24 protein-coding genes are annotated in these 23682 nt (G+C 71.9%); 12 read left to right on the plus strand and 12 right to left on the minus strand.

Annotated features, from left to right (window positions below; translation table 11 throughout):
* Positions 1 to 265: 265 nt before the first annotated feature.
* From JOF41_RS06610 to JOF41_RS06625, 4 genes are read left to right on the plus strand one after another with little or no spacing between them, the layout of a single operon-like run.
* Positions 266 to 505 carry a hypothetical protein gene (locus JOF41_RS06610; protein WP_209617064.1) on the plus strand — a complete coding sequence of 80 codons (240 nt, stop codon included), beginning with the start codon at positions 266 to 268 and terminating at the stop codon, positions 503 to 505.
* Positions 506 to 535: 30 nt separating this feature from the next.
* Complete coding sequence (locus tag JOF41_RS06615; RefSeq protein WP_209617066.1) at positions 536 to 1018, plus strand: hypothetical protein; 483 nt, start codon at positions 536 to 538, stop codon at positions 1016 to 1018.
* Between the two features lie 43 nt (positions 1019 to 1061).
* Entirely contained in the window at positions 1062 to 1820 is a 759-nt protein-coding gene (locus tag JOF41_RS06620) for a bestrophin-like domain (RefSeq protein ID WP_209617069.1), read from the plus strand.
* Positions 1817 to 2929, plus strand: coding sequence for a hypothetical protein (locus JOF41_RS06625; RefSeq protein ID WP_209617072.1), 1113 nt, complete (start codon positions 1817 to 1819; stop codon positions 2927 to 2929). Before JOF41_RS06620 ends, JOF41_RS06625 begins: the two co-directional genes overlap by 4 nt.
* A 3-nt stretch (positions 2930 to 2932) precedes the next feature.
* On the opposite strand, the gene urtE is transcribed toward JOF41_RS06625, so the two are convergent.
* Genes urtE through urtA form a run of 5 tightly spaced genes read right to left on the minus strand, consistent with a single transcriptional unit; the run spans position 2933 to position 7514 of the window.
* Entirely contained in the window at positions 2933 to 3628 is a 696-nt protein-coding gene (urtE, locus tag JOF41_RS06630) for an urea ABC transporter ATP-binding subunit UrtE (RefSeq protein ID WP_189225772.1), read from the minus strand.
* A complete protein-coding gene (gene urtD / locus JOF41_RS06635; protein ID WP_189225773.1) occupies positions 3628 to 4377 on the minus strand; it encodes an urea ABC transporter ATP-binding protein UrtD in 750 nt (249 codons plus the stop codon). The genes urtE and urtD overlap by 1 nt, the downstream gene beginning before the upstream one ends.
* On the minus strand, positions 4374 to 5414 hold the full coding sequence (gene urtC, locus JOF41_RS06640; RefSeq protein WP_209617074.1) for an urea ABC transporter permease subunit UrtC: 1041 nt from the start codon (positions 5412 to 5414) through the stop codon (positions 4374 to 4376). Before urtC ends, urtD begins: the two co-directional genes overlap by 4 nt.
* Positions 5411 to 6289, minus strand: a complete 879-nt coding sequence (gene urtB / locus JOF41_RS06645; protein WP_209617076.1) for an urea ABC transporter permease subunit UrtB — start codon at positions 6287 to 6289, stop codon at positions 5411 to 5413. The genes urtC and urtB overlap by 4 nt, the downstream gene beginning before the upstream one ends.
* A 1-nt stretch (position 6290) precedes the next feature.
* Positions 6291 to 7514, minus strand: coding sequence for an urea ABC transporter substrate-binding protein (urtA, locus tag JOF41_RS06650; protein WP_209617079.1), 1224 nt, complete (start codon positions 7512 to 7514; stop codon positions 6291 to 6293).
* Positions 7515 to 7733: 219 nt separating this feature from the next.
* Between urtA and JOF41_RS06655 the strand changes: the two genes are divergently transcribed.
* The gene (locus tag JOF41_RS06655; RefSeq protein WP_209617083.1) at positions 7734 to 8852 is read left to right on the plus strand and encodes a DUF418 domain-containing protein; all 1119 of its coding nucleotides are present in this window, start codon (positions 7734 to 7736) and stop codon (positions 8850 to 8852) included.
* A 19-nt stretch (positions 8853 to 8871) separates the two neighbouring features.
* Here the strand turns inward: JOF41_RS06655 and JOF41_RS06660 are convergent, their stop codons facing one another.
* The 3 genes from JOF41_RS06660 to JOF41_RS06670 all read right to left on the minus strand — a co-directional run bounded on the left by JOF41_RS06660 (position 8872) and on the right by JOF41_RS06670 (position 10754).
* Positions 8872 to 9558, minus strand: a complete 687-nt coding sequence (locus tag JOF41_RS06660; protein ID WP_209617085.1) for an SDR family NAD(P)-dependent oxidoreductase — start codon at positions 9556 to 9558, stop codon at positions 8872 to 8874.
* Entirely contained in the window at positions 9555 to 9971 is a 417-nt protein-coding gene (locus JOF41_RS06665; protein ID WP_189225778.1) for an ester cyclase, read from the minus strand. The genes JOF41_RS06660 and JOF41_RS06665 overlap by 4 nt, the downstream gene beginning before the upstream one ends.
* Positions 9972 to 10145: 174 nt before the next feature.
* Positions 10146 to 10754: a TetR/AcrR family transcriptional regulator gene (locus tag JOF41_RS06670; protein WP_209617087.1), complete on the minus strand. Its 609-nt coding sequence runs from the start codon at positions 10752 to 10754 to the stop codon at positions 10146 to 10148.
* A 93-nt stretch (positions 10755 to 10847) separates the two neighbouring features.
* Between JOF41_RS06670 and JOF41_RS06675 the strand changes: the two genes are divergently transcribed.
* Positions 10848 to 11888: a MerR family transcriptional regulator gene (locus tag JOF41_RS06675; RefSeq protein WP_209617089.1), complete on the plus strand. Its 1041-nt coding sequence runs from the start codon at positions 10848 to 10850 to the stop codon at positions 11886 to 11888.
* On the opposite strand, the gene JOF41_RS06680 is transcribed toward JOF41_RS06675, so the two are convergent.
* Positions 11889 to 12716 carry a helix-turn-helix domain-containing protein gene (locus JOF41_RS06680; protein ID WP_307867272.1) on the minus strand — a complete coding sequence of 276 codons (828 nt, stop codon included), beginning with the start codon at positions 12714 to 12716 and terminating at the stop codon, positions 11889 to 11891.
* A gap of 95 nt (positions 12717 to 12811) precedes the next feature.
* Here JOF41_RS06680 and JOF41_RS06685 point away from each other — a divergent pair, with 95 nt between their 5' ends.
* Positions 12812 to 13153: a VOC family protein gene (locus JOF41_RS06685; protein WP_209617091.1), complete on the plus strand. Its 342-nt coding sequence runs from the start codon at positions 12812 to 12814 to the stop codon at positions 13151 to 13153.
* 40 nt (positions 13154 to 13193) lie between these two features.
* Here the strand turns inward: JOF41_RS06685 and JOF41_RS06690 are convergent, their stop codons facing one another.
* The 3 genes from JOF41_RS06690 to JOF41_RS06700 form a co-directional block, all read right to left on the minus strand.
* Positions 13194 to 15392, minus strand: coding sequence for a discoidin domain-containing protein (locus JOF41_RS06690; RefSeq protein ID WP_209617093.1), 2199 nt, complete (start codon positions 15390 to 15392; stop codon positions 13194 to 13196).
* A 115-nt stretch (positions 15393 to 15507) separates the two neighbouring features.
* Complete coding sequence (locus JOF41_RS06695; RefSeq protein WP_189225783.1) at positions 15508 to 16554, minus strand: LacI family DNA-binding transcriptional regulator; 1047 nt, start codon at positions 16552 to 16554, stop codon at positions 15508 to 15510.
* A complete protein-coding gene (locus JOF41_RS06700) occupies positions 16551 to 17813 on the minus strand; it encodes an ROK family protein (RefSeq protein WP_209617095.1) in 1263 nt (420 codons plus the stop codon). The genes JOF41_RS06695 and JOF41_RS06700 overlap by 4 nt, the downstream gene beginning before the upstream one ends.
* A 191-nt stretch (positions 17814 to 18004) precedes the next feature.
* Here JOF41_RS06700 and JOF41_RS06705 point away from each other — a divergent pair, with 191 nt between their 5' ends.
* The 5 genes from JOF41_RS06705 to JOF41_RS06725 are packed head-to-tail and all read left to right on the plus strand — an operon-like array spanning position 18005 to position 23677.
* Entirely contained in the window at positions 18005 to 19669 is a 1665-nt protein-coding gene (locus JOF41_RS06705) for an ABC transporter substrate-binding protein (RefSeq protein ID WP_209617097.1), read from the plus strand.
* Positions 19666 to 20709 (plus strand): ABC transporter ATP-binding protein, encoded by a 1044-nt coding sequence (locus JOF41_RS06710; RefSeq protein WP_209617100.1) that lies wholly within the window; start codon positions 19666 to 19668, stop codon positions 20707 to 20709. Before JOF41_RS06705 ends, JOF41_RS06710 begins: the two co-directional genes overlap by 4 nt.
* On the plus strand, positions 20706 to 21686 hold the full coding sequence (locus tag JOF41_RS06715; protein WP_209617103.1) for an ABC transporter permease: 981 nt from the start codon (positions 20706 to 20708) through the stop codon (positions 21684 to 21686). The genes JOF41_RS06710 and JOF41_RS06715 overlap by 4 nt, the downstream gene beginning before the upstream one ends.
* 3 nt (positions 21687 to 21689) lie before the next feature.
* The gene (locus JOF41_RS06720; RefSeq protein WP_189225788.1) at positions 21690 to 22673 is read left to right on the plus strand and encodes an ABC transporter permease; all 984 of its coding nucleotides are present in this window, start codon (positions 21690 to 21692) and stop codon (positions 22671 to 22673) included.
* Positions 22670 to 23677, plus strand: coding sequence for an ABC transporter ATP-binding protein (locus JOF41_RS06725; protein ID WP_189225789.1), 1008 nt, complete (start codon positions 22670 to 22672; stop codon positions 23675 to 23677). Before JOF41_RS06720 ends, JOF41_RS06725 begins: the two co-directional genes overlap by 4 nt.
* Positions 23678 to 23682 lie beyond the last annotated feature (5 nt).

Here is a 23682-nt window from a genome sequence, read left to right on the forward strand (position 1 = left end):
GTTAACCGCACCACGGAGTGCGGGCAGCACGCTTACCGGCTCCCAGGCTGCCCGCGATGCCGGTGGTCATGCCGCGACAGGGCCGGATCAGGGCCGGCTACCGCCCGGACCTCGTCACGGTGCACGCGGTGTTCTACTCCGGCTTCGCCGCGACCTCCAGCGGGGCAGGCGCGGCCTGGACGACTACCTCTGGCACACCTTCCTGGGCATCGAGACCGGCGTCGACATCCCGTTCGGCCCCACGCACCTCGGGCTGGTCGCGTCGGTGGTGATCATCCTGGCCACTCCGCTGCGCACCGCGTGGAGCGACAGCTCGCCGGACCGCCGCCCGTCGCTGCGCGAGCTGCTGCCCGCCGTGCTGTCCCTGGCGTTCCGCGCGTCGCTGGTGCCGCTGTTCGCGCTGCGCCGGTGGCAGTCGCCCTTCGGCACCGCCACGCTGGTGGCGTGCCTGCTGGTGCTGGTTTTCCTGGTGCCGCAGGCGAAGCACGCGGGTGGCCGCCGGTGATTTCGCTTCCACGAGAAGGGATTTGGCCCAGTGATCCGTCTGCTCCTGCCCGCCCTGCCGCTCGTCGGGTGCTCGGCCGCGTCGTCCGCCTCCGACGGACCGCTGCTGCTGGAGCTGTCCGCGGACGATCCCTCGCCGCGGAGGCGGGAAAGCCCGCGAGACTGGACCTCACCGCCGACCGGGGCAGAACGTTCGACCTTGCTGGGCAAGCTGTCCCCGTTGCGCGGCAACCCTTCTCGCTCGCTGGTGGCCACACCGGACCGCCCGGACTGGTCGCGGCCAGCCCCGGTGCCGGACTGGGTGGGACTGGTGGCCGTGCAGGTGGCCGCGGTGGTGCCCCTGCTGGTGCTCATGATCGGCTGCACCTCGGCGGGCTGGAACTGCTGTTCGCCGGATCGTTTCCGCATTTCAGCGGCCTCAAGGCAAATATCACCTGATCGGTTGGTATTTCCGGACGTCCGAGCGCGCGGTCTTGTCCGCCCCCGAAGCGCGTCGCTAGCTTGCGCGGCGTGAATCCGCTTGTCGGGGCGGTGCCTGGAGCACCGGGAGCGCCCGCATGAACCTGTACCTCCTCAGCGCGCTGTGGGTCGGCGGCGCGGCGATCGGCGCCGCCGTGCTGGCGTACCTCATCCGCCGCTTCTGGGCGCATGAAGAGCGCGCGCGCAACAACGAGGCCGCGGGCCAGGTGTTCACCATCGTCGCGGGGCTGAACGCCGTGCTGATGGCCTTCGTGCTCATCGCCCTGTTCGACGCGGCCAAGGAAGCCGACGACGCGTCGTACCGGGAGGCGGACGGGCTGGTCGCCGCCGCGTGGGCGAGCGACTCCCTGCCCGCCGGGACCGGGGAGCAGGTCCGCGCGCTGGCGCGGGCCTACGCCACCACGGTGATCAACGACGAGTGGCCGAGGATGAGCGGGGGCGCGGCGGTGCCGTCCACCGGCTGGTCCCAGCTGGACCGGCTGCGGCAGGCCGTGGCGCGGGCGCAGGTCGACGACGAGTGGCAGGTCGAGCGCAAGACCGAGGCCGCGCACCAGCTCTGGCTGGTCTACGAGGCCCGCCAGGACCGGCTCGACGCGGCGGGCTCGGGCGTGGACGCGGTCGTGTGGTTCACCCTGCTGCTGGGCAGCGTGCTGTCCATCGGGCTGCCGCTGCTGTTCGGCGGTCCGTCGGTGCGCGCGCACGTGATCATCGTCGGCACCCTCACCGCGACCATCGCGTTGCTGCTGTACGCGACCTACCAGATGCAGAACCCGTTCGGCGGCGGCGCGGACGTCGATCCGGGCGCCTTCCGGGCCGCCCTGGAGCGGTTCGGATGATCGAGGCGCTGGCCCTCGCGGCGTGCGCCACCCTCCAGGTGGAGACGGCCGAGCGCGGCCCCTCCGCGCTGGTCCGGGTCGACCTGCCCAGCGGCGCGGCCACGCCGGTGGCCGTGCTCGGCGAGCGGGTCAACGCCATCGGCTACTCCGCGCCCCAGGACCTGGTCTACGGCGTCGCGGAGTCCGGCCGGGTGGTCGCCTTCGACCGCGCGGGCAACCAGCGGCAGCTGCCCTCGCGGCACTCGTTGCCGCTGCGCGCCGCGGTGGCGGGCGCGGTGGTGGGGGAGCGGCTGGTGGTGCGGTCGGGGCTGCGGCTGCTGTCGGTGGACGTCGACCCCGCCAGCGCGAGCTACCTGCGGGTGGTGCGCGAGACGTGGCTGCACCCCGAGGCGCTGGCTGTGGACGACTTCGACGCCGACCCGGTGACGGGGCTGCTGCACGGCGTGGCCAGCGGGCAGCACGGCAAGGCCCACGTCGTCGCGATCGACCCCGCCGGCGGAGCCGTGCGCACCGTGCCGGGGACCGGGGAGCTGCCGGGCGGTCCGGATTACGGGTCGGTGGCGCTGGGGCGCGACGGCGCGCTGTACACCACCAGCAACCGGCACCACGGCCGCAGCACGCTGTGGAGGGTGGCGTTGGACGGTTCGGGCGCGGTGGTCCGGCTCGGCTCCGGCCCGGAGTTCCGCACCCTGGACTCGTCGGGCTGCCTGGCCGCACCGCCGGTGGTCGACCCGACGACGACCGCGACCCCGACCACCCCGCCGACGGGCACCGCGGTCGTCCCGCCGGGCGGTCCCGGCACCCCGTCCCGCACGTCCGCTCCGGCAGCCGACCCCACGACCGCACCGGGCACGGCCGAGACCACCGCCCCGACCACCCCGACGACCACCCCGACGACCACGCCCACGACCACGGCGTCGAGCGCCGCGCCGACCGAGGCGTCCACGTCGTCGCGGGGGCGCACCGGACTGAGGGTCCCGCAGCAGCGGGCCGAGGCGGCGGTCCCGCTCGACCACGACGTGCGCGACCAGCGCCGCTGGGGTCTGACCGCGCTCCTGCTCATCGTGGGAGCGGCGGCGTTGGGCCGGATGGCCACCCGCCGCCGCTGACCCTCACACCGACAGCAGGCGCCGCACGGACTCGTCGTGCAGCTCGGCGACCGGACCGGCGTGCGCCACCCGCCCCGCGTCCAGCACGACGAAGCTGTCCGCCAGCCGCAGCGCGAGGTCCAGGTACTGCTCGACCAGCAGCACCGTCAGCCCCGCCTGCCGGTGCAGCCGCCGCACCGCGAGCTCGATCTCGTCGATGACCGAGGGCTGCACGCCCTCGGTCGGCTCGTCCAGCAGCAGCAAGCGCGGGCGGGTGATCAGCGCCCGCGCGATGGCCAACTGCTGGCGCTGCCCGCCGGACAGGAACCCGGCGGGCCGCTTGAACAGCGGGCGCAGGGTGGGGAACACCGCCAGCGCCTCCTCCACCGCCGACGCCTGCCGGTGGCTGGTGGCCTCCAGCGTCACCTGGAGGTTCTCCCACACGGTCAGCTGCGGGAAGGACACGTGGCCCTGCGGCACGAACGCCATGCCGCGGCGCACCCGCTGGTGCGTGGGCAGTCCGGTGATGTCCTCGCCCTCCAGCTCGACGCGGCCCGCGGCGGGCCGCAGGAGTCCCATGGTGGTCTTCAACAGCGTCGTCTTGCCCACCCCGTTGCGACCCATCAGGCACACCAGCGAGCCGGTGGGCACTTCGAGGCTCACCCCGTGCAGGACACGCGCACGGCCGTAGCGAACGTCCACATCGGACACCGAGAGCATCAGGTCACCGCCTCCCCCTTGGAGCGCCCGAGGTACACCTCGCGCACTCGCGGGTCGTCCTGCACCTCGGCCACCGAGCCCTCCCGCAGCACCCGCCCCTGGTGCAGGACGGTCACCTCGCGCGCGTACCGCCGCAGGAACTCCATGTCGTGCTCCACGACGACGACCGTGTGCGTCCGGGCGATCCGCTCCAGCAGCCCGCCGGTCCGCTCCCGCTCGTCCCTGCTCATCCCGGCGACCGGTTCGTCCAGCAGCAGCAGTCGGGGGCGCTGCACCAGCAGCATCCCGATCTCCAGCCACTGCCGCTGGCCGTGCGAGAGCACCCCGGCGGGCCGGTCGGCCAGCGCGGTCAGACCGGCGGTCTCCAGCGCCGCGGCGACCTCGTCGGAGATCCCGCGGCGGCGGCGCAGCAACGACCGCAGGGGCAGCCGGAAGCCCGCCGCCAGGTCGAGGTTGTCCACCACGCTGAGCTCCTCGAACACCGCGGCGGTCTGGAACGTGCGCCCCACGCCCAGCCGCACGACGCGGTGCTCGCGCAGGCCGACCAGTTCGACCCCGTCGAACCGCACGCTGCCCGCCGCCGGCCTGGTCAGCCCGGTGATCACGTCGATCAGCGTGGTCTTGCCCGCCCCGTTGGGGCCGATGAGGAAGCGCAGCTCCCCTTCCGCCACGGTCAGGTCCACCCCGTCCAGCGCGGCGAACCCGTCGAACACCACGCGCAGCCCGCGCACCTCCAGCACCGGGTTCACCCCGCCACCTCCTCGCGCGGGCGGCGGCGGAACCGGTCGCGCGCGGCCTCGACCACCCCGGCCAGCCCCCTCGGCGCGAACACCAGCACCAGCACGAACAGCCCGCCCTGCAGGTACAGCCAGCCCTCCGGGAAGTCCTCGCTGAACAAGGTCTTCGCGTAGTTGACCGCGATCGCGCCCGCCACGGCTCCCGCGAGCGAGAACCGGCCGCCCAGCGCCACGCCCACCAGCAGCTCCAGCGACGGCACCACGCCCAGCAGCGCCGGGGAGATGATGCCGACGACCGGCACGAACAGCGCCCCGGCCAAGCCCGCCACGACCGCGGATGCGGTGAAGGTGATGGTCTTGACCAGCGCCGGGTCGTAGCCGAGGAACCGCACCCGGTCCTCGTGGTCGCGCACCGCGACCAGCAGCGCGCCGAACCGGCTGCGCACCACCAGCTTCACCGCCAGGTAGGTCAGCACCAGCGCCGCGGCGGTGATCGCGTAGACCACCCGCCTGCCGCCGGGGTCGGTCAGGTCCAGCGCGAAGAACCGGCTGAAGTTGGTCAGCCCGTTGGTCCCGCCGGTCAACCCCTGCCTGCCCACCAGCAGGATGACGAACGCGGCGGCCAGCGCCTGGGACAGGATCGCGAAGTACGCGCCGCGCACCCGCTGCCGGAACACCAGCAGCCCCAGCAGGAACGCCACCAGCCCCGGCAGCACGACCACGGCGGCCAGCGCGAACACCGGGTTGGCGAAGGGTTTCCACAGCGCGGGCAGCTCCTCCACCCCGCTCCAGACCATGAAGTCCGGCAGCCCGGCCGGTCCGGCCTCGCGCAGCTTCAGGTGCATGCCCATCGCGTAGCCGCCCAGACCGAAGAACACGCCCTGCCCCAGCGTGAGCATCCCGCCTCGGCCCCACGCCAGCGCGATGCCGACCGCGACGATCGCGAAGCACAGGTACTTGGCCAGCAGCCCCAGGCGGAACGGCGAGAGCACCAGCGGCGCCACGGCCAGCAGCACCACGCACAGCACCAGGGAGATCCGCCCGCTCATCCCAACGACCTCCCGCGCAGCGCGACCATGCCCTGCGGGCGGACCTGCAGGAACGCGATGACCGCCACGAACACCAGCACCTTGGCCAGGCTGGCGTCGGTCCAGAACTCCAGGTAGCCGTTGAGGAAGCCCAGCGCCAGCGCGGCCAGCACGGCGCCGCGCAGCCGGCCGAGCCCGCCCGCCACGACGACCAGGAACGCGTCGACGATGTAGAAGGTGCCCAGGCCGGGGCCGACCGGACCGACGAGGGTCAGCGCGACGCCCGCCACCCCGGCCAGCCCGGAGCCGAGCAGGAAGGTGGAGCGGTCCACCCGCCCGGTGGCGATCCCGCTGCACGCGGCCAGCTCGCGGTTCTGCACCACGGCCCGCATCCGCTTGCCCTGCGGCAGCTTGGCCAGGTACAGCCACACCCCGAGCACGCACAGCGCGGCCAGCGCCGTGATGAAGACCCGGTTGTGCGGCAGCCGGACGCCGAGCACGTCGACCCCGCCGACCAGCCAGGCCGGTGCGGTCACCTGCACGTTGGGCGCGCCGAAGACGTCCCGCGCGAGCTGCTGCAGCACCAGGCTCATCCCCCACGTCAGCAGCAGGGTGTCCAGCGGGCGGCCGTAGAACCGCCGGATCAGCGACCACTCCAGCAGCAGGCCCAGCAGGCCCGCCACCGCGAAGGCCACCGGCAGCGCCACCAGCAGCGACTGGCCGCCGACCGCGCCCTGCAGCAGGTACGCGGTGTAGGCGCCCACCATGATGAACTCGCCGTGCGCCATGTTGACCACGCCCATCTGGCCGAAGGTGAACGTCAGGCCCAGCGCGATCAGCAGGAGCACCGCGGCGATGCTCAGCCCGATGGGGAGCTGGTTGGCCAGCGCCGCCACGTCAGCTCAGCCCCGAGGCCCAGTCGTAGCCCTTGAGGTAGGGGTCGGGCTCGATCGGCCCGTCGGACGCCCACACCTCCCGGATCTGCCCGTCCGGTTGCACCACGCCGATGCGCGCGGTCTTGGCCACGTGCTGGTTGTCGCCGTGGATGGTGGTCCGGCCCTCGGGCGCGTCCAGCGCGATGCCGCCGGACGCCTGCCTGACCGCCTCCACCTCCGCGGTGCCCGCCTTCTTCACCGCCTCGGCCCACAGCTTCACCGCGTTGTAGCCCGCCTCCATGGGGTCGGAGGTCACCTTGTCCGCGCCGTACTTGGCCTTGAACGCCTTGACGAACGACTCGTTGGCGGGCGTCCGGGTGGTCTGGTAGTAGTTCCAGGCCACCAGGTGGCCCGCGATGTTCTCCGGGCCGATCCCCCTGACCTCCTCCTCCGCCACGCTCACCGACACCACCGGCGTGGTCCCGGCGGTGATGCCGGAACCGCGCAGCTGCTTGAAGAACGCGACGTTGCTGTCGCCGTTGAGGGTGTTGAACACCGCGTCCGGCCGGGCGTCGGAGATCTTGTTGACCAGCGTGCTGTACTCCGTGTGCCCCAGCGGGGTGTACTCCTCGCCGAGCACCTCGACGCCCTTGGCCGCCGCGTACGCCTTGATGATCTTGTTGGCGGTGCGCGGGAAGACGTAGTCGCTGCCCACCAGGAACATCCGCCTCTTGCCCTGGGAGGCCAGGTAGTCCAGCGCGGGCACGATCTGCTGGTTGGTGGTCGCGCCGGTGTAGAAGATGTAGGGCGAGCTCTCCAGCCCCTCGTACTGCACCGGGTACCACAGCAGCGCCTTGTTGCGCTCGAACACCGGCAGCATCGCCTTGCGGCTGGCCGAGGTCCACCCGCCGAAGACCGCGGCGACCCGGTCCTGGGAGATCAGCTTCTGGGCCTTCTCGGCGAAGGTCGGCCAGTCCGACGCGCCGTCCTCGACCACGGGGACCAGCTTCTTGCCCAGCACCCCGCCCGCCGCGTTGAGCTCCTCGACGGCCAGCAGTTCCGCGTCGCGCACGGTGACCTCGCTGATCGCCATGGTGCCGCTGAGCGAGTGCAGCACGCCGACCCTGATCTCGTCCCCGGACGCGCCGTCGGTCGACCCGGCTCCCGGCTCGCTCACGCACCCGGTCGCCACCAGGGCGGGCAGCAGGAGGGCGAGCAGAGCGCGGTGAAGGTTTCCTAATCGCACCAGCGGCTCCTTTCGGCAGGTGGTGGAATAGCGAAGCTATGAACCGGATGTTGCGCGCGACGTGCGCGTTGTTACGTCTGCGTGGCGACTTCTTCACCGCACGTGGTGGGCCTTCGTGCGGGTCCTACGAAGGTGCGACCGCTGACGGCACGATCGGCCGACGACCTCCGCCACGACCGCCGCCTACCTTCGCCGTGACGACTTGCGGAGGGGGGACGGATGAGCGGTCGGATCACAGCCCTGGACGTGCTGCGCGGCGTAGCCATCCTGGGCACGCTGGGTACCAACGTCTGGATCTTCACCGATCCCAGGGGGCCCGCCGGGTTCCTCGACGGGGCGGACGGCATCGGGGAACTGCTGCTGCGCACGGTCAGCAACGGCAAGTTCCTCGGCCTGCTGTCGATCATGTTCGGCATCGGCCTCGCGGTGCAGCACCGCTCGGCGGTGCGCAGGGGGGAGCGGTGGCCGGGCTGGTACCTGTGGCGGTCGGCGCTGCTGCTGCTGGAAGGCGCGCTGCACTACGTGCTGGTGTTCGAGTTCGACGTGCTGATGTCCTACGCCGCGGTCTCGGTGCTGGTCGCGTTCCTGGTCGGGCGCGGTGACCGGGTGGTGCGCGGGTGGACGGTCGCGCTGGTCGCGCTGCACTCGGCGGTGATCGGCCTGCTGACCGCGGCGATGCTGTCGGCGGGCGCGTCGCTCACCGGCACGGAGACGTCCCCCGACACGGCGAGCTGGCCCGCGCAAGTCCAAACGCGACTGGAGTTCTGGGGGCTGTACCGGGCGGAGGCGGTGCTGGTGCTGCCGCTGACCGCGGCGCTCTTCCTCGCGGGCGCGCGGTTGTTCCGCGCCGGTGCGCTGGAGGACACCGCGCGGGGGCTGCGCGTGCGGCGGCGGCTGATGCTGTGGGGCTTGGGGGTCGGCGTGCCGCTGAACCTCGCCACGGCGCTGGCCGGGAACGGGTGGTTCCTGGTCGACCGGTACCTCAGCGCGCCGCTGGTGGCGTTCGGCCTGCTGGGGCTGATCACCGCGCTGGTGCACCGGATGCGCGCCGAGGCGGGTGTGCTGCGGCGCGGTGTGACGGCGGTCGGTCGCTCGGCGCTGAGCTGCTACGTGGCGCAGAACCTGCTGGCGTCGGTGCTGTGCTACCAGTGGGGGCTGGGCCTGGCCGACCGGTTCGGCCACCTGGGGGTGTGGTTCACCGCGGCGGTGTGGCTGGTGATCTCGGCGCTGCTGCTGGCGGGCGCGTCGTGGTGGATGCGCCGCTTCCCGCGTGGACCGCTGGAGGCGCTGTGGCAGTGGGCCTACCGAGCGCCCCGCCGCGCGACCGCGTCCGTGTAACCGCTTTCCGAACGGGGATCTACCAGGGCAGCTCCCCGTTCTCGTCCTGGAAGGTCCCCGTCGGGCCGTCCGCGTCGAGGGTCGCCAGGCGCACGACGGCTCTGGCGCTCTCCTCCGGGGAGCGGCCGATCCCGAAGGCCGCGGTCATGTCGGTGGCCGTGGTGCCGGGTTCGAGCGCGTTGAACTTGATGCCCGGCTGCGACTTGGCGTACTGGACCGTCAGCATGGTGGCCGCCGCCTTGGACGCGGAGTAGAGCGCGAGGGGCAGGTGGAACTCGGGCCGGTCGGGGTTGGTCACCGCCCAGAACGATCCGGCGCTGCTGGAGACGGTGACCACGGTGGGGTTGGCCGACTTGCGCAGCAGGGGGAGCGCCGCCTCGGTGACGCGCACGATGCCGACCGCGTTGGTGTCGAAGACCCGCAGCGCCGTGGGACCGTCCATGCCGTCGTCGCCGAGCACGCCCGCGTTGTGCACCAGGACGTCCAGCCGCCCCTCGGCCGAACCGATCGTCCCCAGCGCGCTGCTCACCGAGGCGTCGTCGGTCACGTCGAGCTGGACGAACCGCGCGCCGAGCGCCGCCGCGGCTTCCTCGCCCCGCCGGGCGTCACGCGCGCCGATGTAGACGACGTGCCCCAGGACCAGCAGCTGTTTGGCAGTCTCGAAACCGATGCCCTTGTTGGCCCCGGTGATCAGTGTGATGGTCATGCTTCTCCTCGGGATCGGGTGGCCGCTGAGAGCTGCCTGCGCAGCTCGCCCGCGTCGTGCAGGGCTGTCATGTGCACGAAGCGCCCGTCGCGGACCTGGTAGATGGCGTACTCGGTGATCTCGAACGAGGCGCCGGTGGGCGCCACACCCAGCCACCGCTTGACCGGGGTGCCCGTGTTGACCAGGCGTGCGGCCAGGCGGTCACCGTCGAAGAGCAGTTCCTCGAGTTCCCAGTGCAGGTCCGGCACCGCGTCCACGTCGGCTTTCTGCACGGCGATGAGGTCGTCCAGGGTGGCGGGCTCACCGTTCAAGGTGGTCCGCTCGCTGATGAACTCGTCCATCCGGTCGAACTGGTGGGCGTTGAGCTGCTGGATGTAGCGAAGGTAGAACTCGCGCAGAGCGCTGTCGGACATCGGAGGTCCCCTTCCGCGTGGCAGTCGCACCGCAGCGGTCGCTCGCGGTGATCGCCCAGGGCAGTTCCACGCGGGCTGGCCTGGGCCGACTTCCGCATCGATCGATGCGGAATCGACTGTAGCACGTTCTGCATCGATCGGTACAAAAATGGAGGGGTGAAGGGCGCGTCGTGCTCAGCGGAGCGGCCAGCCGCGCAGGGCGGCATCGGCCATCTCCTGGAGCTCGTCGCGGTGCACGCCGCTGGCGGCTTGCACGGCGATGCCGTAGGTCAGGGTGGTGACGTAGCGGGCCAGCAGTGCCGGATCGGCTCCCTCGGGCAGGTCGCCGTCGTCGACGGCGCGCTGGAACCGATCCCGGATGCGGGAGTAGTCGTTGCCGCGCCAAGTGATGAGCAGGTCGCGGGCCGCGCGGCCGGAGTCGCCGGTGGCCAAGGCGCCCTGGACGCCCAGGCAGCCGTTGGGGCCCGTCGGGCGGGTCGTGGTCCGGATGGCGCCCGCGACGATCGCGGTGGCGACGCGAAGAGCGGTGGGCTCCTCCAGGGCGCGGGCCAGATACGCGCTGGGACCCTCGCTGTAGCGCTCCAGGGCCTTGCGGAACAACTCCTCCTTGTTGCCGAAGGCCGCGTACATGCTGGTGGTGGAGATGCCCATCGCCTCGGTCAGGGTGGCCAGGCTGGCGCCCTCGTAGCCCCGCTCCCAGAAGACCAGCAGGGCGCGCTCCAGGGCCTCGTCGGCGTCGAATCCCCGCGGTCGGCCGGTCGGGCGGCGCTGTCCGGTCCCCACCCCCGCAGACTACCCCTTCCGCATCGACCGATGCGGAAATGTCCGTCGGGAGGAGTTGCACCTCAACCCGCTTGAGGTAGCAGGGTGGCGGCCATGGACGACAACCACCTGTACCCGATAGGGGACGTGGCGCGCCGCACCGGGCTCAGCGTGAGCGCCATCAGGTTCTACGCCGACGAAGGCGTCATCGCCCCCACCAGTCACACCCGGGCGGGTCACCGACTCTACGACGTCGACGCCATCGCCAGGCTGGAGCTCGTCCGCACCCTGCGCGAACTGGGCGCGAGCCTGGACGACATCCGCGAGCTGCTGGCGGAGGGGACGACCCTGCGCCAGCTGGCCGCGACCCACCTCGCGCTGGTCGAGCGCCAGCTGCGCGACCTGAGCGCCAGGCGGGCGGTCCTGCGCACCATCGTCAACCAGCACACCGAACCCGAGCAGGTGGCACTCATGCACAACCTCGTCTCGATGTCCGACGACGACCGCGCCCGGCTCATCGGCGAGTTCTGGGACGAGGTCACCGACGGCCTGACCATCCCGCCGTACCTGGTCGAGCAGCTGCACCAGCTGCGCCCCGACCTGCCCGAGGAGCCCACCACCGAACAGCTGCAAGCCTGGATCGAGCTGGCCGAGCTGGTGCGCGACGGCGCGTTCCGCCGCGAGGTCCGGCAGTTCCTCCACAAGGGCTTCGGCACCCCCATGCCGGTCGACCTGGCCACGCCCGCGATGCTGGCGCGGATCGAGGAGCACCGGCGGGCCGAGGTGGAGGCCCGCACGGCCGAGCTGTCCGGACTGTCCCCGGACTCGCCGCGAGCCAGGGAGATCGCCGAACGCCTCGTGGACTCGCTCGCCGGGCTCACCGCCGAAGCCACCGGCAGGCCGCTGGGCGAGCACGAGATCGCCGAGCTGAGGCGCTCCATGGCCGAGCCCGACCCCACCGGCGCCGTCGAGCGGCACGTCGAACGCGCCGTGGCCGAGTACACCGACCTGTTCGACCGCTTCCTGACGCTGATGGACACCATCAACGGGACGGCGCAGTGGGACGTGCTGGGCGCGGGCCCGAGCGACGAGTGGATCGCCGCCGCCCTCACCCCACCGGCAAGTACCACCCGACCCGCCGCGACGGGCCGATAACTACCACCCGGCCCGCCGCGCGCCCGGCGGGACCGTCCCGGTGGTGCTCGGGGCGAGGGCGGCGCGCAGGGCGGCTGGGGTCCAGCCGACGTGCGCGCGGACGGTGCGGGTCAGGTGCGCCTGGTCGGCGAAGCCGAGGTCCGCGGCCAACCCGGCCAGGTCGCGCTCACCGGCCTCCAGCCGGTCCAGCGCCCGCCCCACCCGGACCCGGTTGCGGAACCGGGTCAGCGACATCCCCACCTCGCGGCTGAACGCCCGGCTCAAGCGGTGCGGCGACACACCGACCAACCGCGCCAGCGGGACCAGCCCCGCCGAGTCCGGGTGCTCGACCAGCACCGCCGCGCGGGCCGCGTCCACCGCCGCGCGGTCGGCTGGACCCGTCGGCGTGGCACCGACCGCGACCTGGGCCACCGCCCGCGCCAGCAGGTCCACCAGCACCTCGCCTGCGGCGAACGGGTCCTCCGCGCGCAGCAGCCTGCGGTGCGCCAGGTCCAAGCGGGCGTCCAGGTGCAGCGTCGACCGCGACAGCCGGACCTCACCCGCCGCGGAGAGCCACAGCGACGGCCGCACCCGCACCGCCGTGCACACGTCACCGCCCGCTGGGTGGGCGAAGCGCGCCTCCTCATCGGGCACGTCGAGGTAGGCCCTCGTCGGGTCCAGGTCGGCCACGCCGTCGCGGGTCCACCGGCGGAACCGCCCGCGCCGCACCAGGACGATCCGGTGCTCGCCCGCGGGTTCCGCCGCCGACCAGCCCGCGTGGTCGTCGCGGCAGGTGACCGCGCTGACGGTGAAGTCCTCGCAGTGGACCACATCGGTCGCGTCGCGCACGGTGGCCAAGGTACGCCGGGGGAGGACAAGAATGTTCAATACCTCGTGCGCCGGTGTCGGCGAGGCTGACCGCCGACACACCGAGGAGGGATCACATGCAACTCGCGACGATCGTCCTGGACTGCGCCGACCCGACTGCGCTGGCGGGGTTCTACAGCCGCGCCACCGGGTGGGAGGTCGGCTACAGCGACGAGGACTTCGCCGTCGTCGGCGACGGGCCGGTGAAGATCGGCTTCCAGCGGGTCGCCGGGTACGCGGGGCCGGGGTGGCCCGACGACCGCAAGCACGCGCACCTGGACTTCACCGTGGGCGACGTGGACCAGGCGGTCGAACGGCTGGTGGCCCTCGGCGCGACGAAGCCCGACTTCCAGCCCGGTGCGGGGAAGTGGGTGGTGCTCGCCGACCCGGAGGGCCACCTGCTCTGCGTCGCCGAGTGAGGGCGAGGGGCCTGCCGTGCGCCGCGGCAGGCCCCTCGGCTCACGGATAGTCGACCAGGTACCGGACCTGGGTGGCGGTGTTCGCCACGCCACCGACGCCGTTGATCACGTTGTTGATCGTGCCGACGCCGCCCAGCGACACCGTCACCAAGTCGTGGAACCGCACACCGGGCGTGCGCGGCGCCTCGAAGCCGTTGGCGGTCACCACGGCGGGGTTGGCGTTGTTGAAGCAGTACACGCCCACACCCCACGCCTCGTGCGAGGTGACGTGGTCGGCGACCTTGTAGCCCGCCCAGCCCGGCGACGAGCCGTTCATCCACGCCGCCTGGTTCGGCGGGTCGTAGGGCAGTTCGTTCTGGAAGAAGTACGTCCGGCCGCCGTTGCCGTTCCACACCACGTTGTGCTGCTGGTAGTGCTCGACGAACAACCCGTACGCGGTGACGTTGGCGCCGTTGACCACCACGCCGTTGCGCCCGGTGTTGACGTCCCAGCCGACGCCCGCGCCGTGGTCGGCCCGCCACACCCAGGTGTGGTCGATGATGGTGTTGGCGCTGTTGACCTCCAGGCTCACCGTGGCCTTGCCCGCCTGCGACCCGCCGACGCGCAGGTACACGTCGTGCAGCGAGGTCGGGTTGGCGGAGTGGTCTGCCGAGGAGCCCGGCTGGCCGATCCGCAGCAGCACCGGCGAGTTGACCACGCCCGCGTCGACCAGGAATCCGGCCAGCTTCACACCGTCCACATCGGACACGGTCATCGCGGGCCTGCCGGTGTCAGGCGACAGCGTCGCCAGGCCCAGGCCCAGCACGACGGTGTCGGGCCGGGTGACGGTGATGGTGTCGTCGAGGCGGTGCACGCCGGGGGTCAGCAGCAGGTGCTTGCCCTGCGCCAGCGCGGCGTTGGTGGTGGCCACCGGGGTGCCCGGCTTGACGATGAAGAACTCGGCCAGCGAGATCGACCGGCCCGCCGGGGTGCCGCTGCCCCAGCTGGTGCCGCGGGAGTTGTGCCGCAGCGCCGGGACGAACACCTTGTACTCGCCGTTCTCGAAGTGCAGGAACGGTTTCTCGCGCACCACCGGGGTGGTGTCGACGACGGTGTGCGAGGGGTTGGGGAAGTGCTGCGCGGGTGAGCCCGGCGAGCCGACGAACACCATGTTCCACACCGAGCCGTTCCAGCCGCCCGCGAGGTCGCTGTTGCGGGTCAGGAACTGCTGCTGCGAACCGGAGACCGTGACGCCGTCGATCCTGCTGTCCACGATCAGGCCGCCGCTGGCCCAGCCGTCGCCGCCGTTCCACAGCTGCACCTGGCCGCGCAGGTGCATCCGGCGGTACGCGGCGGCCTGCGAGACGGCCCAGCGCTCGATCTGGCCGGGGGGCAGCGTCACGGACATGTTCTCCGCCGCGCGCCAGAAGTTCTGCGTGGCGTTGCCCTTGTTGTTCGGGTCGTCGCCCTGCTGGAGCCAGTCGGCCTCCACGCGCACGTGGCCGTTGATGTCGACGTCGTCCGGGTGCAGGCCCAGACCGGCGACCTGGGTGTAGAAGCGCAGATTCACGTCGGCGTCGTACGAGCCGGGCTTGAACAGCACCGCGTAGCGCTCGGGGCCGAACTGGTTGGTCCACATCTGGTTCGAGATGGCGTTGAGCCGGTTCTGCATGTCCGCCTGGGACGACTCCGGTCCGTAGACCAGGACGTTGGGTCCGAAGTCGGGGTTGCGCGGGTCGGTGGGCGGAACCGCGGGCGTCCCGGTCGTCTCAGTGTTGACGCCCAGTTCCCACAGCGAGTACCCGTAGCCGGTCGCCCGCGTCGTGCCGTGCACGCGGACGTAGCGGCCGGAACCGGCCACGGGCAGCGCCTGCGCGCCGCCGGTCCCGGTCGTGGTGGAGTAGGCGGTCGTCCACGTGGACCCGTTGTCGGACAACTGGATCTGGAAGGCCGAACCGTAGGCGGCCTCCCAGTTCAGCGACACGCGGCAGACCCGCTGCGCGGAGCCGAGGTCCACCTGCAGCCACTGCGGGTCGCTGAACGCGCTGGACCATCGGGTGCCGGTGTCGCCGTCGACGGCGGCGGAGGCGGGGGTTGCGCCGTTCTCGGTGGACGAGGCGGTGGCGGGCCGGTTCAGCGCGACGTTGGTGGTGCCGCACTCGGCGGCCTGGGCGGTGGGGGAGGAGGGGCTGAGCACCGCGGCGACGCCCAAGGCGGTCGCGAACGCCAGCACCCGTGAACGCGTGCGGGGAGAGCTCATGGTCCTACCTGACGGGAGGGGGCGAAGACCCGTGGACGTGCCCCCGTGGCACCGGAGGCTGGGAGAGCGCTCTCTCGGAGCGTAACGCCGGGGTCGCGCGAACGTCAACGCGCGGTCAGGCCGACTCGCGCCGCACCAGCACCGGGTCGAAGACGACCGAGGTCGGGGGCGAGCCGGGCCGCTCCACCCGGTCCAGCAGCAGTCGCGCCATCTCGGCGGCCATGTCCTCCACCGGTTGGCGCACGGTGGTCAGCCGGGGGCGGCACAGCAGCGCCGGGCTGCTGTCGTCGAACCCGACCACCGCCACGTCCTGCGGCACCCGCCTGCCGTGCTCGCGCAGCACCTCCAGCGCCCCCTGCGCCATGAGGTCGTTGGCGGCGAACACCCCGTCCAGGTCGGGGTGCTCGGCCAGCAGTCGGGCCATCGCCGCCGCGCCGCTGTCCGCGGTGAACCCGCCCTCGGCGCTGGGCACGTACGCGCGGCCGTGCCGGGCCATCGCGTCGCGGAACCCGCTCAGCCGGTCCCGGCCCGCGGGCACGTCCAGCGGCCCGGAGATGGTGGCCACCCGCGCGCAGCCCCTGGCGACCAGGTGGTCGGCGGCCAGTCGGGCGGCGGCCTCGTGGTCCAGGTCGACGAAGCTGATCGGGAGCGGCCGCGCGGGCCGGGCGAACAGCACCGCGGGCACCCCGGCCTCGACCAGCCGCGCGGGCAGCGGGTCCTCGGCGTGCGTGGACACCAGCAGCGCGCCGTCCGCGCTGCCCTGGCGCAGGAAGCCCACCACCTCCGCGCGGGCCCGCTCGGTCTCGGCGAACATCAGCACCGGGTGCACGCCGCGGGTGCGCAGGAACCCCACGACGCCGCCCGCCACCCGGCCGAAGAACGGGTCGGCGAACACCCGCGCGGCGAACGCCTCCTCGGCCTCGCCGGACTCCCCGGCCCCGGAGACCACCAGCGCGATGGTGCCGGTGCGCCGGGTGACCAGCGACCGGGCCGCCCGGTTGGGCGCGTAGCCGGTCTTGGCGATGGCCTTGCGCACGGCTTCCTGGATGCGCCGGTCCACGTTGCGGGTTCCGTTGACCACCCGCGAGACCGTCGCGCGGGAGACACCGGCGACACGGGCGACGTCCTCCAGCGTGGGCGTGCCCGGCGTCGGTCTGCTCATGCGCCCATTCTGCCATGCGGGAGAGCGCTCTCCGAGAGGATTCGCGCCGCCTCGGAGCCGGTGGGGCGGCCCTCGCGCGGGTCGGTGGCGCGGTCCAGCAGCGCCGCCACCGGCAGGGTCGCCGCTCCCACGGCCACCGCGTCCGGGCCCAGCCTGCCCAACTCGATCGAGAGCTGCCCGTAGGGGTGCCGCAGCGCGTGCTCCTCGGTCGCCGCGACGATCCGCGGCAGGTACCGCGCGCCCAGCGCCAACCCGGCCCACCCGCCGAGCACGATCCGCTCCGGGTTGAACAGGTTCACCAGGTTGGCGATCCCCGCCCCCAGCAACCCCGCCGTCTCCTCCAGCACCGCCGCGGCCTCCCGCGAGCGCTCGGCCTCGGCGATCAGCTCGTCCACCCCGGACCGGCCGTCGGGCGCCCGCCCCCGGACGGCCCGGTACCGGGCCAGGATCGCCTCCGCGCCCACGTAAGCCTCCAGGCACCCCCGAGCGCCGCACCGGCACCGCCTGCCGCCGTAGACGATCGTGGTGTGGCCCCACTCGCCCGCGCTGCTCGTCGTTCCCCGGTACACCTCGCCGTCGGCCACCACGGCCGCCCCCACCCCGGAGCCGATCAGCGCCACCACCACGTGCCGCGCGCCCCGCCCGGCGCCGAACCACATCTCGGCCTGCCCCTGCGTCTTGGCCCCGTTCTCCACGAACAGCGGCAGCGACGTCCCGCCCGAGCGCACCAGTTCCACCAGCGGAACGCGGTCCCACCCGATGCTCTGCGCGTGCACCAGCGGGCTCGGGCCCTGCTCCACCGTGCCCGGCACGCCGATGCCGACCCCGAGCACGCGGTCCTCGGCGATCCCCGCGCGGTCGAGCACCTCCAGCAGGCAGGACGACACCACCCGTCCCACCGCGGGCGGGGCCAGCGGCGGCAGCGGGCGCTCGACGGCGGCCAGCTTGGTCATCACCAGGTCGAACAGCTCGACCTTGACCCCGGTCTCCCCGATGTCGACGCCGACGACGTGGCCGTACGAGGGGTTCACCCGCAGCAGCACCCTGGGCCTGCCGCCGTCGGAGTCCACCGACCCGGCCTCGACGACCAGCTCCTCCTCGACCAGTTCGCCGACCACGTTGCTCACCGTCGCCGCGCTCAGGCCGGTCGCCGCGCCCAGTTCGTGCCTGCTCAGCGGCCCGTCGAAGTAGAGGGTGGACAGCAGCGCGGAGCGGTTCTGTCGACGCAGGTCACGGACGGTGGTGCGCTTGGGCGGCATGGCCACAGCATGACCGGCACTTACTTTTCGACTTAAAATTAGCCTAAGTTTGTAACTTGTTCGTTATTGACGTGACCTGGCTCACCGGGGTTGAGTCTGCGGCACCGAGGACGTCGGCCACGTCCCACCCGCGATGGCACGCGCGGTCCGCCCCACTTGCGCTCGCAGAACCCGTCCCCCGAGGAGAATCCATGCGACTCAGGCGAACATCCGCCCTCGCCGTCGCGGCCACCCTGGCGTTCACCGCACTGGCCGCCTGCTCGACGAGCAACCAGGGCAGCGGCTCGGGCGCGAACGGCGTGCTGAACGTGGGCATGCCCAACGGTCCGCAGACCGAGAACAACAACCCGTTCCTCAACTCCTCGGCCGCCTCCTCGCTGGGCTACCGCAGGCTGATCTTCGAGCCGCTGGCCATGGTCAACGAGGTCAAGGTCACCGAGCCGTTCAAGCCGTGGCTGGCCACCGGGTGGGAGTGGTCGGACAACTACACCAAGCTCGCGCTGACCATCCGCGACGGCGTCACCTGGTCCGACGGCAAGCCGCTGACCGGAGAGGACGTGGCGTTCACCTTCGAGCTGCTGAAGAACAACCCCGGCCTGAACATCGAGGGCGTGCCCTACGGCGAGACCACCGCGTCGGGCAACCAGGTCACCGTCGCGTTCCCCCGGCCGCAGTTCGTCAACCAGAAGAAGATCTTCGAGCAGTTCGTGGTGCCGAAGCACATCTGGTCCACCTACGGCAACCCCAGCACCGAGACCGTGAAGGAGCCCGTGGGCAGCGGGCCGTTCACGCTCAAGTCCTTCACCCCGCAGACGGTGACGCTCACCGCCCGCGACACGTACTGGCAGGACAAGCCCCAGGTCAAGGAAGTCCGCTACACCTCCTACGCGGACAACAACGCGCAGACCACCGCGCTGGCCACCGGCGCCAGCGAGTGGAGCTTCGTGTTCATCCCCAACTACCAGGCGGTCTACACCAGCAAGGACCCGCAGCACTACAAGCTGTGGTTCCCGCCGGTGCTGGGCGTGCACGGCTTGTGGTTCAACACCAAGAGCAAGCCGTGGGACAACCCGGCCCTGCGCCGCGCGGTCAACCTGGTGGTCAACCGCGACGACATCTTCATGCAGGGCGAGGCCGGGTACTTCTACCCCAAGGTGGACAACATCACCGGCATCCCCACCCCTGCCGGTGAGTCGTTCATCGCGCCGGAGTTCAAGGACAAGGTCGTCACCGTCGACGTCGACGCAGCCAAGAAGGAGTTGACCGACAACGGCTTCACCTTCGACGGCGACAAGCTCAAGGACCCCTCGGGCGCGCCGGTCACGCTGAAGATGACCGTGCCTTCGGGCTGGTCGGACTACGTCACCGACCTGGAGATCATCAAGGACAACGTGTCCAAGATCGGCATCGAGGCCACGGTCGACCTGCAGAACGCCGACTCCTGGACCAAGGCGCTGGACACCGGCGACTTCCAGGCCGCCATGCACTGGACCAACAACGGCCCCACCATGTACGACATCTACCAGTCCATCATGGACGGTGCGCTCTACAAGCCGATCGGCCAGGGCGGCATCAACGGCAACTACGGCCGCTACGAGAGCGCCGAGGCCACCAAGGCGTTGCAGGACTACGCCAACGCGGCCGACGAGGCCACCCGCACCGAGGCGCTGCACGTGCTCCAGCGGCTGCACGTGAAGGACATGCCGGTCGTGATCACCTCCGCGGCCAACGGCGGCGGCCAGTACAGCACCAAGAACTGGGTCGGCTGGCCGGACGACAGCAACCCCTACGGGCCGGTCCAGCCCACGCTGGAGAACGCCCTCGACGTCGTCATGCGCCTGAAGCCGGCCGCATGACGCACAGCACCGCACCGGCGGCCTCCGGGACCACCGAAGTGGTCCTGGAGGCCGACGGCCTGACCAAGCACTTCCCGATCCGCAAGCGCGGGCGCGAGCTGCTGTCGAGGGGCACGCGCGGCGTGCACGCCGTCGACGACGTGGACCTCGTGCTGCGCCGGGGTCGGGTCACCGCGCTGGTGGGCGAGTCCGGCTCGGGCAAGTCCACCGTGGCGAGGCTGCTGGCGCAGCTGCACCCGCAGACCTCGGGCACCCTCCGGCTGGGCGGCGAGGAGGTCGCCGTCAAGCGCGGCAGGGCCTTCCGCGCCTACAGCAAGCGGGTCCAGATGATCTTCCAGGACCCGTTCGCCTCGCTGAACCCGGTGCACACCGTGCGCTACCACCTGACCAGGGCGCTGAAGATCCACGGCCGCGCGGGCAAAACCGCGCAGGACTCGGAGCAGGCGCTGACCGACCTGCTGACCAGGGTGCAGCTCAGCCCGCCCGAGCGCTACCTCGACAAGTTCCCGCACGAGCTGTCCGGCGGCCAGCGACAGCGCGTGGCGATCGCGCGGGCGCTGGGCGCGGACCCCGAGGTGCTGCTGGCCGACGAACCGGTGTCGATGCTCGACGTGTCGATCCGGCTCGGCGTGCTGAACCTGCTGCGGGACCTCAAGGACCGGCTCCGCCTGGCGATCCTCTACATCACCCACGACATCGCCTCGGCGCGCTACTTCGCCGACGAGACGTTCGTGATGTACGCCGGGCGCGTGGTGGAGGGCGGCGACAGCGAAACCGTCACCCAGCACCCCGCGCACCCGTACACCCAGCTGCTGATCGACTCCGCGCCCGACCCGGACCGGCCCGCCGCCGAGGACAAGGACGGCGGTTCGGGCGAGCCGCCGAGCCTGATCGACCCGCCGCGGGGCTGCCGCTTCAACCCGCGCTGCCCGTTCGCGATGGACATCTGCCGCACCGAGGTGCCCCCGCCGTTCCCGCTCGACGACGGCCCCGGTCACTTCGCCGCGTGCTGGCTGTACGGCGAGGGAGCGGCGGGATGAGCTACCTGCTCAAGCGGATCGCGTTCTACCTGTTCACCGCCTGGGCCGCGATCACGATCAACTTCTTCATCCCGCGCCTGATGCCCGGCGACCCGGTGCAGGCGCTGATCACCAGGGCGCGCGGGCAGATGACCACCGACGCGGTGCAGTCGCTGTACGTGCTGTTCGGGCTGGACAAGGACGAGAGCGTGGTGGAGCAGTACTTCCGCTACCTCGGCCAGCTCGCCCGCGGCGACCTGGGCATGTCGTTCACCTTCTTCCCCACCCCGGTGGCGGAGGTGATCGGCGACGGCCTGCCGTGGACGGTCGGCCTGGTCGGCTTCACCACCGTCCTGGGCTTCCTGCTGGGCACCGCGGCGGGCACGCTCATCGGCTGGCGGCGCGGGTCGCTGGCCGACCTGCTGATCCCGGTGACCACGTTCCTGTCGTCGATCCCGTACTTCTGGCTGGGCCTGCTCGCCATCGCCCTGCTGACCGGACCGGACAGCTTCTTCCCCGCCACCGGGGCCTACGACACGAGCCTGGTGCCCGGTTTCGACCTGGAGTTCATCGGCAGCGTCGTGCAGCACGGCATCCTGCCCGCCGCGACGATCCTGATCTCGTCCATGGCGGGCTGGGTGCTGAGCATGCGCAACATGATGGTCACGGTCGCCTCCGAGGACTACGTGACCGTGGCGCACGCCAAGGGCCTGCCCGAGCGCCGGGTGATGGTGGGCTACGCCGCGCGCAACGCGCTGCTGCCCAACGTGTCGGGCTTCGCGCTGTCGCTGGGCTTCATCGTCGGCGGCACGCTGCTGGTGGAGATCGTGTTCTCCTACCCCGGACTGGGCCTGCTGCTGTTCCAGGCGGTGGGCGCCCAGGACTACCCGCTGATGCAGGGCATCTTCCTGGTCATCACGCTGTCCGTGCTGCTGGCCAACTTCCTGGCCGACCTGGCCTACCTCGCGCTCGACCCGCGCACCCGACGGGAGGGCTGACCCATGGCCGTCATCACCACCACGGAGGCCACCCCGGTCGCGGCGCCCGCCAAGCGCCGCAGGCTGCGCTTCGTGGCCAACCCCAAGGCCACCACCGGCCTGGTGCTGCTGGGCGCCTTCGCGGTGCTGGCCGTCATCGGCCCGTGGATAGCGCCGTTCGACCCCTCCGAGCGCGGCGGCGACCTGATGCAGGGCCCCTCGGGGGCGCACTGGTTCGGCACCACCCACCTGGGCCAGGACATCTTCAGCCAGGTGCTGGTGGGCACCCGCTCGATCATGTTCGTCGGCTTCCTCGCCGGGATCGTCGCCACCGTGCTGTCGGTGCTGGTCGGCGTCACCTCCGGCTACCTCGGCGGGATGGGCGGCGAAGGGCTCTCCGCGCTGTCCAACGTGTTCCTGGTGATCCCGGCGCTGCCGCTGATCATCATCATCACCTCGTCGCTGCCCGAGACCACCGATCTCACCATCGCGCTGGTCATCGGTCTGACGTCGTGGGCGTGGAACGCGCGGGTGCTGCGCGCGCAGACCCTGTCGCTGCGCCGCCGGGACTACGTGGAAGCGGCCAGGGCCACCGGCGAGTCCACCTGGCGGATCATCCTGTTCGAGATCATGCCGAACCTGACCGCCGTCATCGCCTCCGGCTTCGTCGGCACGGTGATCTTCGCGGTCATCTCGGAGATCACCCTGGCGTTCATCGGCGTCTCGGTCTCCAGCGGCTGGAACTGGGGCACGGTGCTGTACTGGGCGCAGAGCCAGCAGGCGCTGGCGCAGGGCGCGTGGTGGTGGTTCGTGCCCGCCGGCCTGGCCATCGCGCTGCTGGGCACCGCGCTGTCGCTGGTGAACTTCGGCATCGACGAGTTCGTCAGCCCCCGCCTGCGCGGCGGCGGCAGGACCAGCGTCAAGACGGTCGACGGCCGGACGGTCCGGATGCGCGTCGGCTTCACCCCCGTGCTGGGCGACGGGACCGCTCGGGAGGAGAAGCCGTGAGCGACGCCGTGCTGGAGATCCGCGGCCTCAACGTGGACTACGGACTTGGCGCGGACGCCGTGCACGCGGTGCGCGACGTCAACCTGACGCTGCACCGGGGCGAGGTGCTGGGGCTGGCGGGGGAGAGCGGCAGCGGCAAGTCCACCCTCGCCTACGGGATGACCCGGCTGCTCCCGCCGCCCGGCGTGGTCGCGAGCGGGGAGGTGCTCTACCACCGCGACGGCGGCGACCCGGTGGACGTGCTGCGCATGGACCACGCGCAGCTGCGCGCGTTCCGCTGGGCGGAGACCGCGATCGTGTTCCAGGGCGCGATGAACTCGCTCAACCCGGTGCACCGCGTCTCCACCCAGCTCACCGACGTCATCAAGGCGCACGACCCGCGCAGCACCACCGCCTCCCGCCTGGCGCGGGCGCGCGAGCTGCTGGCGCTGGTCGGCATCGCGCCGGACCGGCTGGACAGCTACCCGCACCAGCTCTCCGGCGGCATGCGGCAGCGCGTGATGATCGGCATGGCGCTGGCGCTGGAGCCCAGGGTCGTCATCATGGACGAGCCGACCACCGCGCTGGACGTGGTGGTGCAGCGGCAGATCCTGCGCCAGCTGGTCGACCTGCGCGAGCGGCTGGGCTTCTCGGTGGTGTTCATCACCCACGACCTGTCGCTGCTGGTGGAGTTCTCCGACCGCATCGCGATCATGTACGGCGGGCGCATCGTCGAGGAGGCCGCCGCGGCCGACCTGTACCGCGACCCGCTGCACCCCTACAGCGACGGCCTGCTGCACTCGTTCCCCGCCCTGCGCGGGCCGCGCCGGGAGCTGACCGGCATCCCCGGCGCTCCGCCGGACCTGCGGTCGATGCCGTCCGGCTGCTCCTTCCACCCCCGATGTCCGCGCGCAATGGAGCGCTGCGGTGTTGAGGTCCCGGTGCTCGGCGTCCCCGGCGATCGCCGGGGCTCCGACCGCACCGTGGCCTGCTGGTTGCATCCCGTTCAGGACAACAGGTTCTGACCTCC

It is taken from the genome of Saccharothrix coeruleofusca, from assembly GCF_017876325.1.
GTDB classification, from domain to species: domain Bacteria; phylum Actinomycetota; class Actinomycetes; order Mycobacteriales; family Pseudonocardiaceae; genus Actinosynnema; species Actinosynnema coeruleofuscum.

Bases quoted from the DNA above. Each gene is read 5' to 3' on its own strand.
- JOF41_RS06685 (WP_209617091.1), top strand. From the start codon at position 12,812: ATGCAACTCGCGACGATCGTCCTGGACTGCGCCGACCCGACTGCGCTG.
- JOF41_RS06690 (WP_209617093.1), bottom strand. From the start codon at position 15,392: ATGAGCTCTCCCCGCACGCGTTCACGGGTGCTGGCGTTCGCGACCGCC.
- JOF41_RS06675 (WP_209617089.1), top strand. From the start codon at position 10,848: ATGGACGACAACCACCTGTACCCGATAGGGGACGTGGCGCGCCGCACC.
- JOF41_RS06710 (WP_209617100.1), top strand. From the start codon at position 19,666: ATGACGCACAGCACCGCACCGGCGGCCTCCGGGACCACCGAAGTGGTC.
- JOF41_RS06700 (WP_209617095.1), bottom strand. From the start codon at position 17,813: ATGCCGCCCAAGCGCACCACCGTCCGTGACCTGCGTCGACAGAACCGC.
- JOF41_RS06655 (WP_209617083.1), top strand. From the start codon at position 7,734: ATGAGCGGTCGGATCACAGCCCTGGACGTGCTGCGCGGCGTAGCCATC.
- JOF41_RS06660 (WP_209617085.1), bottom strand. From the start codon at position 9,558: ATGACCATCACACTGATCACCGGGGCCAACAAGGGCATCGGTTTCGAG.
- urtC (WP_209617074.1), bottom strand. From the start codon at position 5,414: ATGAGCGGGCGGATCTCCCTGGTGCTGTGCGTGGTGCTGCTGGCCGTG.
- JOF41_RS06715 (WP_209617103.1), top strand. From the start codon at position 20,706: ATGAGCTACCTGCTCAAGCGGATCGCGTTCTACCTGTTCACCGCCTGG.
- JOF41_RS06720 (WP_189225788.1), top strand. From the start codon at position 21,690: ATGGCCGTCATCACCACCACGGAGGCCACCCCGGTCGCGGCGCCCGCC.
- JOF41_RS06620 (WP_209617069.1), top strand. From the start codon at position 1,062: ATGAACCTGTACCTCCTCAGCGCGCTGTGGGTCGGCGGCGCGGCGATC.
- JOF41_RS06665 (WP_189225778.1), bottom strand. From the start codon at position 9,971: ATGTCCGACAGCGCTCTGCGCGAGTTCTACCTTCGCTACATCCAGCAG.
- JOF41_RS06695 (WP_189225783.1), bottom strand. From the start codon at position 16,554: ATGAGCAGACCGACGCCGGGCACGCCCACGCTGGAGGACGTCGCCCGT.
- JOF41_RS06705 (WP_209617097.1), top strand. From the start codon at position 18,005: ATGCGACTCAGGCGAACATCCGCCCTCGCCGTCGCGGCCACCCTGGCG.
- urtE (WP_189225772.1), bottom strand. From the start codon at position 3,628: ATGCTCTCGGTGTCCGATGTGGACGTTCGCTACGGCCGTGCGCGTGTC.
- JOF41_RS06625 (WP_209617072.1), top strand. From the start codon at position 1,817: ATGATCGAGGCGCTGGCCCTCGCGGCGTGCGCCACCCTCCAGGTGGAG.